Genomic DNA, 15826 nt, shown 5'->3' with positions numbered 1-15826 from the left:
CATGGGGTTCGCACGCACCTGCTCGGTGGCGCTCGTGGGCGTCGAGGGAGTCGTCGTCGAGGTCCAGGCGGACCTCGAACCGGGCGTCGCCGCCTTCACCCTCGTGGGCCTGCCCGACAAGAGCCTGACCGAGAGCCGCGACCGCGTCCGGGCGGCCGTCGTCAACTCCGGCGGCGAGTGGCCGCAGAAGAAGCTCACCGTCGGGCTCAGCCCGGCCTCCGTTCCGAAGGCCGGCAGCGGCTTCGACCTGGCCGTCGCCTGCGCCGTCCTCGGCGCCGCCGAGCGCATCGACCCACGGGTCCTCGCCGACATCGTGATGATCGGCGAACTCGGGCTCGACGGCCGTGTGCGCCCCGTCCGGGGCATCCTCCCCGCCGTGCTGGCCGCCGCCGACGCCGGGTACGAACAGGTCGTCGTCCCGGAGTGCGCGGCCGCCGAGGCGTCCCTGGTGCCGGGCGTCTCCGTGCTCGGCGTGCGCAGCCTGCGCCAGCTGATCGCCGTCCTCGCCGACGAACCCGTCCCCGACGAGGAACCCGATGACCACGGCCGCCCCGACCCGCTGCTCGCCGGACTGCGGATGCCGGGGACCGGCGCGGCCACCGGCATGCGGAACCTGGGCGCCGTGGCCTGCGACCACGGCCACGACCTCGCCGACGTCGTCGGGCAGACCTCGGCACGCACCGCCGTGGAGGTCGCCGCCGCCGGCGGGCACCACCTCTTCCTGGAGGGGCCGCCCGGCGCCGGCAAGACGATGCTCGCGGAGCGGCTGCCCGCCATCCTCCCGCCGCTCGGCAGACAGGAGTCCCTGGAGGTCACCGCCGTGCACTCGGTCGCGGGGCTCCTGCCGCCGGGCAAGCCCTTGATCGACGCGGCCCCCTACTGCGCCCCGCACCACTCCGCGACCATGCAGGCCCTGGTCGGCGGCGGACCCGGCTTCGCACGCCCGGGCGCGGTGTCGCTCGCCCACCGAGGCGTGCTCTTTCTGGACGAGACCCCGGAGTTCAGCGGCCGGGCGCTCGACGCCCTGCGCCAGCCCCTGGAGGCAGGCCATGTCGTGATCGCCCGCAGCGCGGGCGTCGTCCGCTTCCCGGCGAAGTTCCTCATGGTCCTCGCGGCCAACCCGTGCCCCTGCGGGCGCTTCTCCCGGACCGACGACCTGTGCGAGTGCCCGTCCTCCGCCGTCCGCCGCTACCAGGCCCGGCTGTCGGGGCCGCTCCTCGACCGCGTCGACCTGCGGGTCGAGGTGGACCGCGTCACCCGGGCCCAGCTCGCCGAGCGCGACGCCCGTGGAGAGCCGACGGCGACCGTCGCCGACCGGGTGCGCGCCGCCCGTGAGCGGGCCGCCGCACGGCTCACCGGCACCCCGTGGCGGACCAACAGCGACGTCCCCGGACGCGAGCTGCGCAGCCGCTGGCACCCCGTGAGCGGCGCCATGGACGAGGCCGAGCGGAACCTGGAGCGGGGTGTGCTCACGGCCCGCGGACTCGACCGTGTCCTGCGCGTCGCGTGGACCGTCGCCGACCTCGCCGGCCACGACCGGCCCGACGCCACGGACGTCGCCCTCGCCCTGCAACTGCGCACCGGCGTCCCCCGCGGCGTCCCCATGGCGATCGGGGCCCCGGCATGAGCGGCGCCGGGCCATCGCGGAAGGTCCCCCCGGACGCCCTGCTCGACCGGGTCTTCCTCAGCCGCGTCGTCGAACCCGGCGACGAGACCGCCGGTCGCTGGGTGCGCGAGCACGGCGCCGGCGCGGTCGTACAGCGGCTGCGGCGGGACTCCGAGCCTCCCCTGCCGGGCATCGGCCCCCGGCGCTGGGAAGGGCTGCGTGCCCGGGCGAAGCGCGCGGACCCCGCCCGGGACCTGGCCGTGGCCCAGGACGCCGGAATGCGGTTCGTGTGCCCGGGGGACACCGAATGGCCCGGCCAGCTCGACGACCTCGGCGACGCGCGGCCCCTCGGACTCTGGGTGCGCGGACCGGCCGACCTGCGCATGTGGGCGCTGCGTTCCGTCGCGCTGGTCGGAGCGCGGGCCTGCACGGAGTACGGCGCGCACATGGCCGCCACCCTCGCCGCAGCGCTCGCCGAGGAGGGCTGGGTGGTCGTCTCCGGCGGCGCCTACGGGGTCGACGGCGCCGCCCACCGGGGCGCCCTCGGCGCCGGCGGAGCCACCGTCGCCGTCCTCGCCTGCGGCGCCGACCGGCCCTACCCGCGCGGGCACGCCCAGCTGATCGACCGGATCGCGGAGCAGGGCCTGGTCGTCGGGGAGCTGCCACCGGGGGAGCACCCCACCCCCAGCAGATTCATCGTCCGCAACCGCGTGATCGCCGCGCTCACCCGGGGCACGGTCGTCGTGGAGGCCGCCCACCGCAGCGGCTCCCTGTCCACCGCTCGGGCCGCCCGGCGGCTCGGCCGGCACACCATGGGCGTCCCCGGCCCCGCCACCAGCGGCCTCTCCGCCGGGGTGCACGACCTGCTGCGGCAGGACGCGGTGCTGGTCACCGACGCCGCGGAGATCATCGAACTCGTCGGGGACATGGGGGAGCTGGCCCCCGAGCGACGCGGACCCGTCCTGCCGCGCGACCTGCTCGAACCGAGAGCACGGGCGGTCCTGTCCGCCCTGCCCGGCCCGCGCGCCGCCCGGGCGGACGAGATCGCGCGCGGCGCGCAGACCACGGAGGACGACGCCGTCGCGAGACTGTACGAACTCCGCTCACTCGGCTGGGTCGAACGACACGGCGACGGCTGGAAGTTGACACGCCAGGCGATGATGACGACCCGCACCGGGCGACGTCCATGCTGACCGAGCGTGTTCGGCCGTACGGGGGAACACGGACGCCCTTGTGAATTCCCCCAGTTGGGGTGTTCGTGTGATCACGCAGCGCGACCGCCATGCCCCGGCGGGGCGTCCAGCGGAACGTATCTGCGTACGGCTCGGCCTCCGCCCTTCGCGCACCGCGACACGTCAGTCACGCTACGCTCACGGAGTTCCGGCTCGGACCGGCCCCGCGACACGGAAAGCGAACACAGCGACCACGACGACCTCCAGACCGACGGCTCACCAGGCACCCCGCTTCACGGCAGAACGGCACTAGGCAACGAATGCCCCAGCACACCTCCGGGTCCGACCGGGCGGCGATCCCCCCAGCCGCCCGTGACGGTGGCAGCGCGCGGCCGCCCGCTCCCTCGACACTCGACGAGCTGTGGCGGTCGTACAAGGCGACGGGGGACGAGCGGCTGCGCGAACAGCTGATCCTGCACTACTCGCCCCTCGTCAAGTACGTGGCGGGCCGGGTCAGCGTCGGCCTGCCGCCCAACGTCGAGCAGGCGGACTTCGTGTCGTCCGGGGTGTTCGGCCTGATCGACGCGATCGAGAAGTTCGACGTCGACCGCGAGATCAAGTTCGAGACGTACGCGATCACCCGGATCCGCGGCGCGATGATCGACGAACTCAGGGCGCTGGACTGGATCCCGCGCTCCGTCCGGCAGAAGGCGCGCAACGTCGAGCGCGCTTACGCGACGCTGGAGGCACGGCTGCGGCGGACGCCGACCGAGTCCGAGGTCGCCGCCGAGATGGGCATCGCGGTGGACGAACTCCACTCGGTGTTCAGCCAGTTGTCACTGGCCAACGTCGTGGCCCTGGAGGAGCTGCTGCACGTCGGCGCCGAGGGAGGCGACGGACTCAGCGTGATGGACACGCTGGAGGACACCGCCGCGGACAACCCCGTCGAGGTCGCCGAGGACCGGGAGCTGCGGCGGTTCCTGGCACGGGCGATCAACACGCTCCCCGAACGGGAGAAGACCGTCGTGACGCTGTACTACTACGAGGGCCTCACCCTCGCCGAGATCGGCAACGTCCTGGGCGTGACGGAGAGCCGGGTCAGCCAGATCCACACCAAGTCCGTGCTCCAGCTCCGGGCGAAACTGGCCGGCTTCGGCCGGTGACCTGCCCCGACGACCGTGGTGTTCGGCGCAGACACTCCCGTCGGGCGAACGGCGTCCGTACAGTGGACGGGTGCCAAGGATTCGAGCGGCCTCCGTGGCCGAGCACCGGTCGATGCAGCGAGCCGCCCTGCTGGACGCGGCTCGTTCCCTGTTGTCCGACGGCGGGACGGAGGCGCTGACCTTCCCGGCCCTCGCCGAGCGCACGGGACTCGCGCGGTCGTCCGTGTACGAGTACTTCCGGTCACGGGCCGCCGTGGTCGAGGAGCTGTGCGCGGTCGACTTCCCGGTCTGGGCCGCGGAGGTCGAGGCCGCGATGGCGGAGGAGACGACACCCGAGGGCAAGGTCGAGGCGTATGTGCGCCGCCAGCTCGCGCTGGTCGGCGACCGGCGGCACCGGGCCGTCGTGGCGATCTCCGCGAGCGAGCTGGACGCCGGCGCCCGGGAGAAGATCCGGGCCGCGCACGGCGGGCTGATCGCGATGATCGTCGAGGCGCTGCGGGACATGGGCCACGCCGAGCCCCGGCTCGCCGCCATGCTGCTCCAGGGCGTGGTGGACGCGGCGGTCCGCAGGATCGAGCTGGGCGCCGCGGAGGAACCGGCGGCGATCACCGACGCGGCCGTCTCGATGGCGCTCGGGGGAGTGCGGGGCTGACTTGATGGCGCTCGGGGGAGTGCGGGGCTGACTTGACGGCGTCAGGGGTGTGCGGGGCTGACTCGATGACGCTCACGGGTGTGCGGGGCTGAGACCCCGTCCGGTGGGCGCCGGCACCCCCAGGACCGGCAGCAGGCGGGACGGGCCGTGCAGGAGCCAGGGCGGGAGCAGCGACAAGGGGTTCAGATAGGCGTCGCCCCGGCGCAGGCCCCAGTGCAGGCAACCCGTCGTACAGTGCGAGCCGGCCTGCTCCGCCATCCCGACGACGTCGCCCGCCGTCACCTCGTCGCCCTTCCCGACGGACGCCCGCACCGGCTCGTACGTCGTGCGCAGTGGTGGATCGCCCGTCCCCGCCAGATCCACCGACACCACCCCCTTGCCGGCCACCCTGCCCGCGAACGACACCCGTCCGGCCGCCACCGCCCGGACCGGTGTGCCGGCCGGGGCCGACAGGTCCACGCCCCGGTGGCCGCGGCCGTACGCCGTCGCCGGGGGCTCCCAGGCGCGCAGGACCGGTGGGCGTGACCCCACGGGCCAGGCCCGGCCGAGCCTCGGGACCTCGGGGTCCGCGGCCGGTGCCGCGCGCACCCGTGCCGCGGTCGGGGTCAGGTCCGGCGCCGGTGCCAGCAGGACGGCGGCCGTCAGCAGAAGCAGCAGGACCAGCCGCCCGGCCGCCCTCGCCGCCTTCCTGGATCGCCTCTGTGATTGCTTCTGTCGCATGCCCGAACAGTGGCGCAATTCCGTCGATCATGGCCGGTATCTGTGGACAACCCCCGTGCTGTGGACAGCGGCGTCACCCGGGACCTCGAAGGTCCCGTACACTTCTTCTGGCGATCCGGGTCACCGGGTCGACTTCGCACGCCCCGACATCCCGCCGGAAACGGTCGGTGTCAGCGCCCCTCGGTCCTTAGTGGCACGGCGCACGCGGGCGTCAGGCGCGGGAGCCGTCCGGCCCCCGCGGCACAACCGAGAACCAAGGAGAACACGGCCATGGCCGTCGTCACGATGCGGGAGCTGCTGGAGAGCGGCGTCCACTTCGGTCACCAGACCCGCCGTTGGAACCCGAAGATGAAGCGCTTCATCTTCACGGAGCGCAACGGCATCTACATCATCGACCTGCTCCAGTCGCTGTCGTACATCGACCGCGCCTACGAGTTCGTCAAGGAGACCGTCGCCCACGGCGGCACGGTCATGTTCGTCGGCACGAAGAAGCAGGCGCAGGAGGCCATCGCCGAGCAGGCCACCCGCGTCGGCATGCCCTACGTCAACCAGCGCTGGCTGGGCGGCATGCTCACCAACTTCTCGACCGTCTACAAGCGTCTGCAGCGCCTCAAGGAGCTCGAGCAGATCGACTTCGAGGACGTGGCCGCCTCCGGCCTCACCAAGAAGGAGCTGCTGGTCCTCTCCCGCGAGAAGGCGAAGCTGGAGAAGACCCTCGGCGGTATCCGCGAGATGTCCAAGGTGCCCAGCGCCGTCTGGATCGTGGACACCAAGAAGGAGCACATCGCGGTCGGCGAGGCCCGGAAGCTCAACATCCCGGTCGTCGCCATCCTCGACACCAACTGCGACCCCGACGAGGTCGACTACAAGATCCCGGGCAACGACGACGCGATCCGCTCCGTCACCCTGCTCACCCGCGTGATCGCCGACGCCGTCGCCGAGGGCCTCATCGCCCGCAGCGGTGTCGCCACCGAGGGCAAGGGCGAGAAGGCCGCCGGCGAGCCGCTGGCCGAGTGGGAGCGCGACCTGCTCGAGGGTGAGAAGAAGGCCGACGAGGCTCCGGCTGCCGCCGAGGCCCCCGCCGCCGAGGCCCCCGCCGCCGAGGCCCCCGCCGCGGAGGCCCCGGCCACCGAGGCCCCGGCCACCGAGGCTCCGGCCGCCGAGGGCGAGCAGGCCTGACACCGTCAGGGTTGACGGCGGGAGCGGTTGGATCCCACGGCCCCCGTGCCGCGGTGAAACCCGCTCCCGCCGTTCACCTGTAGGTCGACGAAAGGCCGGCGGCCCCGGCCGGTCCATGGTGGCCGCAGACCCCGTAGATCTTCGATCTTCCAGACTTCCAGAAAGATTCACAGACTCATGGCGAACTACACCGCCGCTGACGTCAAGAAGCTCCGCGAGCTCACCGGCGCCGGCATGATGGACTGCAAGAAGGCGCTGGACGAGGCCGAGGGCAACGTCGAGAAGGCCGTCGAGGCGCTCCGCATCAAGGGCCAGAAGGGCGTCGCCAAGCGCGAGGGCCGCTCCGCCGAGAACGGCGCCGTAGTCTCGATCATCGCCGACGACAACTCCTCCGGTGTCCTCGTCGAGCTGAAGTGCGAGACGGACTTCGTCGCCAAGGGCGAGAAGTTCCAGGCCGTGGCCAACGCCATCGCCGAGCACGTCGCCAAGACCTCCCCGGCCGACCTCGAGGCCCTGCTCGCCTCCGAGATCGAGGCCGGCAAGACCGTCCAGGCGTACGTGGACGAGGCCAACGCCAACCTCGGCGAGAAGATCGTCCTGGACCGCTTCGCGCAGTTCGGCGACGGCTACGTGACGGCCTACATGCACCGCACGATGCCCGACCTGCCCCCGCAGATCGGTGTCCTCGTCGAGCTCGACAAGCCGAACGCCGAGATCGCCAAGGGCGTCGCCCAGCACATCGCCGCCTTCGCGCCGAAGTACCTCTCCAAGGAGGACGTGCCGGCCGACGTCGTCGAGTCCGAGCGCCGCGTCGCCGAGGAGACCACCCGCGCCGAGGGCAAGCCCGAGGCCGCCCTGCCGAAGATCGTCGAGGGTCGCCTCAACGGCTTCTTCAAGGACGCCACGCTGCTCGGTCAGCCGTACGCGCTCGACAACAAGAAGTCCGTCCAGAAGGTTCTGGACGAGGCCGGTGTCACCCTGAAGCGCTTCACGCGCATCAAGGTCGGCATCTGAGTCCGTACCGCGCTCGACGCCCCGCCCCTATAGGGTCGAAGGCAGTCGATGGCGGACGCCGCCACCGCGCTCGCGCGGGTGACGGACGACAGCAGATCTGACGAGGAGGCCATTGCCGCGCATGGGATGCGAACACACCCCAACCGGCAATGGCCTTCCTCGCATGTGCACCCAGTAACAAAGGCGGGATCTCGATGACCACCAAGGCCCAGAAGAGCGACGACGGCAAAGTACACGGCCGGTTTCTGCTGAAGCTGTCCGGAGAGGCCTTCTCCGGTGGCGGGGGACTCGGTGTCGACCCGGACGTGGTGCACAAGATCGCCCGTGAGATCGCGGCCGTCGTACGCGACGGCGCGGAGATCGCCGTCGTCATCGGCGGCGGCAACTTCTTCCGCGGTGCCGAACTCCAGCAGCGCGGCATGGACCGCGCGCGGTCCGACTACATGGGCATGCTCGGCACCGTGATGAACTGCCTCGCCCTCCAGGACTTCCTGGAGAAGGAAGGCATCGACAGCCGGGTCCAGACCGCCATCACCATGGGGCAGGTCGCCGAGCCGTACATCCCGCTGCGCGCCGTGCGGCACCTGGAGAAGGGCCGCGTGGTCATCTTCGGCGCGGGCATGGGCATGCCGTACTTCTCCACCGACACGACCGCCGCGCAGCGCGCCCTGGAGATCGACGCAGAGGCGCTGCTCATGGGCAAGAACGGCGTCGACGGGGTCTACGACTCCGACCCGAAGACCAACCCGGACGCCGTCAAGTTCGACTCCCTCGGATACGGCGAGGTCATCACCCGGGACCTCAAGGTCGCCGACGCCACGGCGATCACACTGTGCCGCGACAACAAGCTCCCGATCCTCGTCTTCGAGCTTCTGGCGGAGGGCAATATCGCCCGTGCCGTCAAGGGTGAGAAGATCGGCACGCTGGTGGGTGAGCAGGGAGGCCGGGGCTGACGCCTCGGCACCGACCCGTCCGGGGGACGGACGGGACGGACCCTGGACGGGGGATGGACAATGTCCTGCCGGTCGGGAACCGTGCAGGAAGAAGACGCGACGCAGCCGGCCGCCGCCCCCCACAGGAACCGCAGCCGGGCCTTTCACTCAAGACACGCAGGAGCAAGTGGTGATCGAAGAGACCCTCCTCGAGGCCGAGGAGAAGATGGAGAAGGCCGTCGTGGTCGCCAAGGAGGACTTCGCCGCGATCCGCACCGGCCGTGCGCACCCGGCGATGTTCAACAAGATCGTGGCCGACTACTACGGTGCGCCGACCCCGATCAACCAGCTGGCCTCGTTCTCCGTGCCGGAGCCGCGCATGGCGGTCGTCACCCCGTTCGACAAGAGCGCGCTGCGCAACATCGAGCAGGCGATCCGCGACTCCGACCTGGGCGTCAACCCGAGCAACGACGGCAACATCATCCGTGTGGTGTTCCCCGAGCTCACCGAGGAGCGCCGCCGCGACTACATCAAGGTCGCCAAGGGCAAGGGCGAGGACGCCAAGGTGTCCATCCGCTCGGTCCGCCGCAAGGCCAAGGACGCCATCGACAAGCTGATCAAGGACGGCGAGATCGGTGAGGACGAGGGGCGGCGTGCGGAGAAGGAGCTCGACGACACCACCCACAAGTACGTCGCTCAGGTGGACGAGCTGCTGAAGCACAAGGAAGCCGAGCTGCTCGAGGTCTGATGAACGACTCTTCCTGGGGCGCGCCGACCGGGGCCGGGCAGGCCGGGTACTGGGGGCCCGACGATCGAGGACCCGTCCAAGGGGCCGGCCCGGCGGGTCCCGCGTACGATGCGCCTCAGGCGCAGCAGACTCGCCCCATGCCCATCGTGCCCGACGAACCCGCGTACGGCGGAGACCAGGATGACGACCGGGGGGCCGCTCGGCTGAGCGGCCCCTTGTTCCGGGAGGAACCGCCGCAGGCGCGGCCTCATCACATGCCGCAGGCGCAGCCGTTCCCGGCGGTGCCGCAGAATCCGGAGCCCATGCCCGACGCCTCGCAGCCGGCGCCCCCGCCGCAGAAGAAGAGCGCGGGACGCGACCTGAGCGCTGCCATAGGGGTCGGCGTCGGGCTCGGCGTCGTGATCGTGGCGTCCCTGTTCGTCGTCAAGGCCGTGTTCGTCGGCGTGGTCGCCGTGGCCGTGGTCGTGGGCCTGTGGGAGCTGACCAAGCGGCTGGAGGAGCGCAAGGGCATCAGGGCGCCGCTCGTGCCGCTCGCGGTCGGCGGCGCAGCGATGGTGGTCGCCGGATACGTGCGGGGCGCCGAGGGTGCCTGGGTGGCGATGGCGCTGACCGCGCTGGCCGTCCTGGTCTGGCGGATGACGGAACCGCCCGAGGACTACCTGCGGGATGTCACGGCCGGCGTCTTCGCGGCGTTCTACGTACCGTTCCTCGCCACGTTCGTCACGATGATGCTGACCGCGGACGACGGCGCGTGGCGCGTCCTGACGTTCCTGCTCCTGACGGTCGTCAGCGACACCGGCGCGTACGCCGTCGGGTGGCGCTTCGGCCGCACCAAGCTGGCGCCGCGCATCAGCCCCGGCAAGACCCGCGAGGGCCTGCTGGGCGCGGTGAGCTTCGCGATGGTGGCGGGCGCGCTGTGCATGCAGTTCCTGATCGACGACGGCCACTGGTGGCAGGGCCTCCTCCTGGGCCTCGCGGTCGCGGCCAGCGCCACGCTGGGCGACCTCGGCGAGTCGATGATCAAACGCGACCTGGGCATCAAGGACATGGGCACCCTGCTGCCGGGCCACGGCGGCATCATGGACCGCCTGGACTCCCTCCTCCCGACGGCACCGGTGGTGTGGCTGCTGCTGGTGCTGTTCGTGGGGTCGGGCTGATCCCGGCATCCCCGCCGCCGGGTCCCGAACGTCCTCCGGAGCCCCCGCTCTCGCCGAGCGGGGGCTCCGGCGCATGCCGATCAGCGTGGACTGGAGCCTGACAGCGCTGTTCTACGCGGCGACCGTCGAGGGCGGGGCGCCGGTGAGGGCCGAGACCGACGGCTCCACGGGACGGCGGCATGGGTGCCGCTGGCCGACCTGCGGGACGACGCGGCCCTGTCCCCGGCGGCGGTCGACGCGCTGGGCATGCTGGAGCGGGCGAGGGAGACGCTGGGGGCCGCTCGCGGGAGGTGATCGGCCCCACCCCACTCGCGCCCGGGGTGCCGCAGTTGATCTGCCACACTGGAAGGGTTATGCCTGCACCCGGAGAACTCACATTCGTCGCCCCGCGCGGAGCCAAGAAGCCGCCGCGGCATCTTGCCGATCTCACGCCCGGTGAGCGCAAGGACGCCGTTGCCGCGATCGGCGAGAAGCCGTTTCGTGCCAAGCAGCTCTCGCAGCACTACTTCGCGCGGTACGCGCACGAGCCGGAGCAGTGGACCGACATCCCCGCCGGGTCCCGTGCCAAGCTGCGGGAGGAGCTGTTTCCCGAGCTGATGACCGTCGTGCGGCATCTGTCGACCGACGAGGGGACCACGCGCAAGACGCTGTGGCGGCTGTTCGACGGGACGCTCGTGGAGTCCGTGCTGATGCGGTACCCGGACCGGGTCACCATGTGCATCAGTTCGCAGGCCGGGTGCGGGATGAACTGTCCCTTCTGCGCCACCGGGCAGGCGGGGCTCGATCGGAATCTGTCCACCGCCGAGATCGTCCATCAGATCGTCGACGGGATGCGGGCGCTGCGGGACGGGGACGTGCCCGGAGGGCCGGCTCGGCTGTCCAACATCGTCTTCATGGGGATGGGCGAGCCGCTCGCCAACTACAAGCGGGTCGTCGGGGCCATCCGGCGGCTCACCGATCCGGAGCCGGACGGGCTGGGTCTCTCGCAGCGGGGTATCACCGTTTCCACCGTCGGGCTCGTGCCCGCCATTCACCGGTTCGCCGATGAAGGGTTCAAGTGCCGGCTCGCCATCTCGCTGCACGCCCCCGACGACGAGCTGCGCGACACCCTCGTCCCCGTGAACACGCGGTGGAAGGTGCGCGAGGTGCTGGACGCCGGGTTCGAGTACGTCGGCAAGAGCGGCCGCCGGCTGTCCATCGAGTACGCGCTCATCCGGGACATCAACGACCAGGCCTGGCGTGGTGACCGGCTCGGGCGGCTGCTCAAGGGCAAGCCGGTGCACGTCAACCTGATTCCGCTCAACCCGACGCCGGGCTCGAAGTGGACCGCCTCCCGTCCCGAGGACGAGAAGGCGTTCGTCGAGGCCATCGCCGCCCATGGTGTACCGGTGACGATCCGGGACACCCGTGGTCAGGAGATCGACGGGGCGTGTGGTCAGCTCGCCGCCACCGAGCGGTAGTCTGACCGGCGTCAACACATCTGCATATTCCGACAGGGGAGCGCCACAGCGCTGAGAGTGCGGCACCGGCCGCAGACCCTCCGAACCTGGCCCAGGTCATTCTGGGTAGGGAGATCGGTCATCACTCGAGCTGTTGCGCCCTGCCCGAGCCCCCCGGGGCTACGGGCAGGGCCGCGTCTCTTCCTGGTCACCCCAGGAGGAATCCAGTGAGCATCACCAAGAAGGCCACGGCCCTCGCCGTCGGGCTCGGTCTCGTCGCCCTGCCGGCGCTGACCGCCTGCGGGTCGTCCGACGACGGCGGCGACGCCGGCGGCGGCGGTTCCCGGACCGTCACCCTCGTCAGCCACAACTCGTGGGCCGTGTCCAAGGACGTCCTCGCCGCCTTCGAGAAGCAGTCCGGCTACAAGGTCCGGGTCCTCAAGGACGGCGACGCCGGGCAGGCCGTCAACAAGGCCATCCTGACCAAGGACAACCCCCAGGGCGACGTCTTCTTCGGCGTCGACAACACCCTGCTGTCCCGGGCCCTCGACAACGGCCTGTTCCAGTCGTACGAGGCCAAGGGTTCCGACCTGGTCCTGCCCGAGTTCCGGGTCGACCAGGACAAGCACCGGGTCACCCCTGTCGACACCGGCGACGTCTGCGTCAACTACGACAAGGCGTACTTCAGCGAGCACGAGCTGGCCCCGCCCACCTCGTTCGACGACCTGGTCAAGCCCGCGTACAAGGACCTCCTCGTCACCGAGAACGCGTCCACCTCCTCGCCCGGCCTCGGCTTCCTGCTCGGCACCGCCGCGAAGTACGGGGATGGGGGCACCTCCCGCTCGAGCGAAGCCGAGAGTGGGGGAGGCTGGGAGGGCTACTGGAAGAAGCTGAAGGCCAACGGCGTCAAGGTCGTCGACGGCTGGGAGCAGGCGTACAACGAGGAGTTCTCCGGTTCGGCCGGCGGCAAGAAGGCCAAGGGCGACCGGCCGCTCGTCGTGTCGTACGCCTCCTCGCCGCCCGCCGAGGTGATCTACGCCGACCCGAAGCCCACCAGCGCTCCCACGGGTGTCGCGGACGGCACCTGCTTCCGGCAGGTCGAGTACGCCGGTCTGCTGACCAACGCGAAGAACGCCGAGGGCGGCAAGGCGCTCCTGGACTTCCTGCTGACCAAGGAATTCCAGGACGACATGCCGTTGAACATGTTCGTGTATCCGGTGCGGGAGGGCGCCCAGGTGCCGAAGGAGTTCACCGAGTTCGGGCCGGCGGCGGAGAACCCCGAGACCATGGACCCGGCGAAGATCGCCGCCCACCGTGACGACTGGGTCAAGTCGTGGACCTCGCTCGTCCTCAGGTAGCGGCCCGCCGTACGCGGAGCGCGGCGGCGCGGCTCGGTCTCGTGGCCGTGCCCGTCGCGTTCTTCGCGGTCTTCTTCGCCTACCCGGTCGCCGCGATCGTCGCGCGCGGCCTGCACGTCGACGGGGCGTGGCGGTTCGGGCGCCTGTGGGACGTGCTCGGGCAGTCCGACATCCGGCACGTGCTGTGGTTCACGACCTGGCAGGCCCTCGCCTCCACCGCGCTCACGCTGCTGATCGCGCTGCCCGGCGCCTACGTCTTCGCCCGCTTCGACTTCCCCGGCAAACAGGTCCTGCGGGCCGTGGTGACCGTGCCGTTCGTGCTGCCGACGGTCGTCGTCGGCACGGCATTCCTCGCGCTCGTCGGCCGCGGCGGGCTGCTGGACGAGCTGTGGGGCGTACGGCTGGACACCACCGTGTGGGCCATCCTCCTCGCGCACGTCTTCTTCAACTACGCCGTCGTCGTACGGACGGTGGGCGGCCTGTGGGCCCAGCTGGACCCCCGGCAGGAGGAGGCGGCGCGGATGCTCGGCGCGTCCCGGTGGACCGCCTGGCGGACCGTCACGCTGCCGGCGCTCGGGCCTGCCGTGGCGGCGGCCGCGCTCATGGTCTTCCTGTTCACCTTCACGTCCTTCGGCGTGGTCCAGATCCTCGGCGGTCCGGCCTTCTCCACCCTGGAGGTCGAGATCTACCGGCAGACCTCCGAGATCTTCGACCTGTCCACGGCCGCCGTGCTGACGATCGTGCAGTTCCTGGCCGTCGGCTCGATCCTCGCCGTGCACGCCTGGACCGTACGGCGGCGGGAGAGCGCCCTGCGGCTCGTCGACGCGTCCGTGACGGCGCGGCGGCCGCGCGGGGCCGGGCAGTGGGCGCTGCTCGCCGGGGTCCTGGCCGTGGTCGCCGTCCTGCTGGTGCTGCCGCTCGCCGTCCTGGTGCGGCGCTCTCTGGACGCGCCCGGCTTCGGCTACTACCGGGCGCTCACCGAGTCCGACGGCGGGGTCTTCCTCGTCGCCCCGATCGAGGCGATCGGCAACTCCCTCCAGTACGCCGTCGTCGCCACCCTGATCGCCGTGCTGGTCGGCGGACTGGCGGCGGCCGCGCTGACCCGGCGGGACGCGGGCCGGTTCGTCCGGGGCTTCGACGCGCTGCTGATGCTGCCGCTCGGGGTGTCGGCGGTGACCGTCGGGTTCGGGTTCCTGATCTCCCTGGACGAGCCGCCGCTCGACCTGAGGAGCAGCTGGATCCTGGTGCCGGTCGCGCAGGCCCTGGTCGGGGTGCCCTTCGTCGTCCGGACGATGCTGCCCGTGCTGCGGGCCGTCGACGACCGGCTGCGGGAGGCGGCCGCGGTCCTCGGCGCCTCGCCCTGGCGGGTGTGGCGGGAGATCGATCTGCCGATGGTGCGCCGGGCGCTGCTGATCGCGGCCGGGTTCGCCTTCGCGGTGTCGCTCGGCGAGTTCGGCGCGACCGTGTTCATCGCGCGGCCCGACAACCCGACGCTGCCGGTCGCGGTGGCCCGGCTGCTGGGGCGCGCGGGTGATCTCAACTACGGCCAGGCGATGGCCCTTTCGACGGTGCTCATGGTGGTGTGCGCGGTGGCGCTCCTGGTGCTGGAGCGGCTGCGCACCGACCGGACGGGGGAGTTCTAGATGCTGCTGAGCCTGACGGGCGCGACGGTCCGCTTCGGCGGCCGGGCGGTGCTCGACGCCGTGGACCTGGAGGTCGCCGAGCACGAGATCGTGTGCGTGCTGGGGCCGAGCGGCAGCGGCAAGTCGACGCTGCTGCGGGCCGTGGCGGGGCTGCAGCCTCTGGACGCCGGCCGGGTGACGCTGGACGGGCGCGACCAGGCCGGGGTGCCCGCGCACCGGCGCGGCGTCGGCCTGATGTTCCAGGACCACCAGCTGTTCCCGCAGCGGGACGTCGGCGGCAACGTGGCGTTCGGCGCCCGGATGCGCGGGGCGTCCCGGCGTGAACAGGCCGAGCGGGTGCAGGAGTTGCTGGAGCTGGTCGGGCTGCCGGGTGCCGCGGGGCGGGCCGTCGCCTCGCTGTCCGGCGGGGAGCAGCAGCGGGTTGCGCTGGCCCGCGCCCTCGCGCCCCGCCCGCGGCTGCTGATGCTGGACGAGCCGCTGGGCCAGCTCGACCGCTCGCTGCGGGAGCGCCTGGTGGTCGAACTGCGGGAGCTGTTCGGGCAGTTGGGCACCACCGTGCTGGCCGTCACCCACGACCAGGGCGAGGCGTTCGCGCTGGCCGACCGGGTGGTGGTGATGCGGGACGGCAGGATCGCCCAGACCGGGACGCCGCTCGAGGTGTGGCAGCGCCCTGCGGACGCGTTCGTGGCCCGCTTCCTCGGCTTCGACAACGTGGTCGAGGGCACCGTGGCCGGTGAGGCCGCGGACACCCCCTGGGGCAAGCTCCCGGTCGGCGAGAACGCCGCACAGGGCGTCCGGCCCCTGCTGGTCCGGCCGCCCGGGGTGCGGCTCGTCGCGCCCGACGAGGGACTGCGCTGCACAGTCGCCGCGCGGACGTTCCGGGGTACGCACGTCGCCCTGCACCTGCAGCCGGAGGACGCGCCGCGTCTGGAGGCCGCATGCGCGCTCAGGGAGGCGCCGGAGGTCGGGGACGTGGTCGGCGTGGAGTTCGACGAAGCGGAAATCGTGGTGCTCGGCTGATCACCCGGCGCTTAGGGTGCGGG

14 protein-coding genes and 1 riboswitch are annotated in these 15826 nt (G+C 71.8%); of the genes, 13 read left to right on the top strand and 1 reads right to left on the bottom strand.

Annotated elements, in window-relative coordinates; all coding sequences use genetic code 11:
- Position 1: 1 nt before the first annotated feature.
- From ADL34_RS24785 to ADL34_RS24770, 4 genes are all read left to right on the top strand, one after another.
- A complete protein-coding gene (locus tag ADL34_RS24785; protein WP_062666731.1) occupies positions 2-1627 on the top strand; it encodes a YifB family Mg chelatase-like AAA ATPase in 1626 nt (541 codons plus the stop codon).
- On the top strand, positions 1624-2799 hold the full coding sequence (gene dprA, locus ADL34_RS24780) for a DNA-processing protein DprA (RefSeq protein ID WP_062666732.1): 1176 nt from the start codon (positions 1624-1626) through the stop codon (positions 2797-2799). The genes ADL34_RS24785 and dprA overlap by 4 nt, the downstream gene beginning before the upstream one ends.
- Before the next feature lie 299 nt (positions 2800-3098).
- Positions 3099-3941 carry an RNA polymerase sigma factor WhiG gene (gene whiG / locus ADL34_RS24775; protein ID WP_062666734.1) on the top strand — a complete coding sequence of 281 codons (843 nt, stop codon included), beginning with the start codon at positions 3099-3101 and terminating at the stop codon, positions 3939-3941.
- A 94-nt stretch (positions 3942-4035) separates the two neighbouring features.
- A complete protein-coding gene (locus tag ADL34_RS24770) occupies positions 4036-4593 on the top strand; it encodes a TetR/AcrR family transcriptional regulator (protein ID WP_062666736.1) in 558 nt (185 codons plus the stop codon).
- Positions 4594-4665: 72 nt separating this feature from the next.
- Here the strand turns inward: ADL34_RS24770 and ADL34_RS24765 are convergent, their stop codons facing one another.
- A complete protein-coding gene (locus ADL34_RS24765) occupies positions 4666-5313 on the bottom strand; it encodes a murein hydrolase activator EnvC family protein (RefSeq protein WP_062666738.1) in 648 nt (215 codons plus the stop codon).
- A gap of 270 nt (positions 5314-5583) precedes the next feature.
- Between ADL34_RS24765 and rpsB the strand changes: the two genes are divergently transcribed.
- From rpsB to ADL34_RS24720, 9 genes are all read left to right on the top strand, one after another.
- A complete protein-coding gene (rpsB, locus tag ADL34_RS24760; RefSeq protein WP_062666740.1) occupies positions 5584-6492 on the top strand; it encodes a 30S ribosomal protein S2 in 909 nt (302 codons plus the stop codon).
- A 177-nt stretch (positions 6493-6669) separates the two neighbouring features.
- The gene (gene tsf, locus ADL34_RS24755; RefSeq protein WP_062666742.1) at positions 6670-7506 is read left to right on the top strand and encodes a translation elongation factor Ts; all 837 of its coding nucleotides are present in this window, start codon (positions 6670-6672) and stop codon (positions 7504-7506) included.
- Between the two features lie 194 nt (positions 7507-7700).
- Entirely contained in the window at positions 7701-8459 is a 759-nt protein-coding gene (gene pyrH, locus ADL34_RS24750; protein WP_055623272.1) for a UMP kinase, read from the top strand.
- A 169-nt stretch (positions 8460-8628) separates the two neighbouring features.
- Positions 8629-9186 (top strand): ribosome recycling factor, encoded by a 558-nt coding sequence (frr, locus tag ADL34_RS24745; RefSeq protein WP_062666818.1) that lies wholly within the window; start codon positions 8629-8631, stop codon positions 9184-9186.
- Positions 9186-10343, top strand: coding sequence for a phosphatidate cytidylyltransferase (locus ADL34_RS24740; RefSeq protein WP_079034084.1), 1158 nt, complete (start codon positions 9186-9188; stop codon positions 10341-10343). Before frr ends, ADL34_RS24740 begins: the two co-directional genes overlap by 1 nt.
- A gap of 353 nt (positions 10344-10696) precedes the next feature.
- Entirely contained in the window at positions 10697-11803 is a 1107-nt protein-coding gene (gene rlmN, locus ADL34_RS24735) for a 23S rRNA (adenine(2503)-C(2))-methyltransferase RlmN (protein WP_062666744.1), read from the top strand.
- 24 nt (positions 11804-11827) lie between these two features.
- Positions 11828-11933: riboswitch (TPP riboswitch) on the top strand.
- Positions 11934-12009: 76 nt separating this feature from the next.
- Entirely contained in the window at positions 12010-13140 is a 1131-nt protein-coding gene (locus tag ADL34_RS24730; protein WP_062666746.1) for a thiamine ABC transporter substrate-binding protein, read from the top strand.
- Complete coding sequence (locus ADL34_RS24725) at positions 13116-14783, top strand: ABC transporter permease (protein WP_079034085.1); 1668 nt, start codon at positions 13116-13118, stop codon at positions 14781-14783. The genes ADL34_RS24730 and ADL34_RS24725 overlap by 25 nt, the downstream gene beginning before the upstream one ends.
- Complete coding sequence (locus tag ADL34_RS24720) at positions 14784-15803, top strand: ABC transporter ATP-binding protein (protein WP_062666751.1); 1020 nt, start codon at positions 14784-14786, stop codon at positions 15801-15803.
- The last annotated feature ends 23 nt before the right edge of the window (positions 15804-15826 follow it).

The organism is Streptomyces sp. NRRL WC-3605, assembly GCF_001509795.1.
In the GTDB taxonomy this organism is placed as follows: Bacteria; Actinomycetota; Actinomycetes; order Streptomycetales; family Streptomycetaceae; genus Streptomyces; species Streptomyces viridochromogenes.
This window is presented reverse-complemented; position numbering and strand designations above follow the sequence as displayed.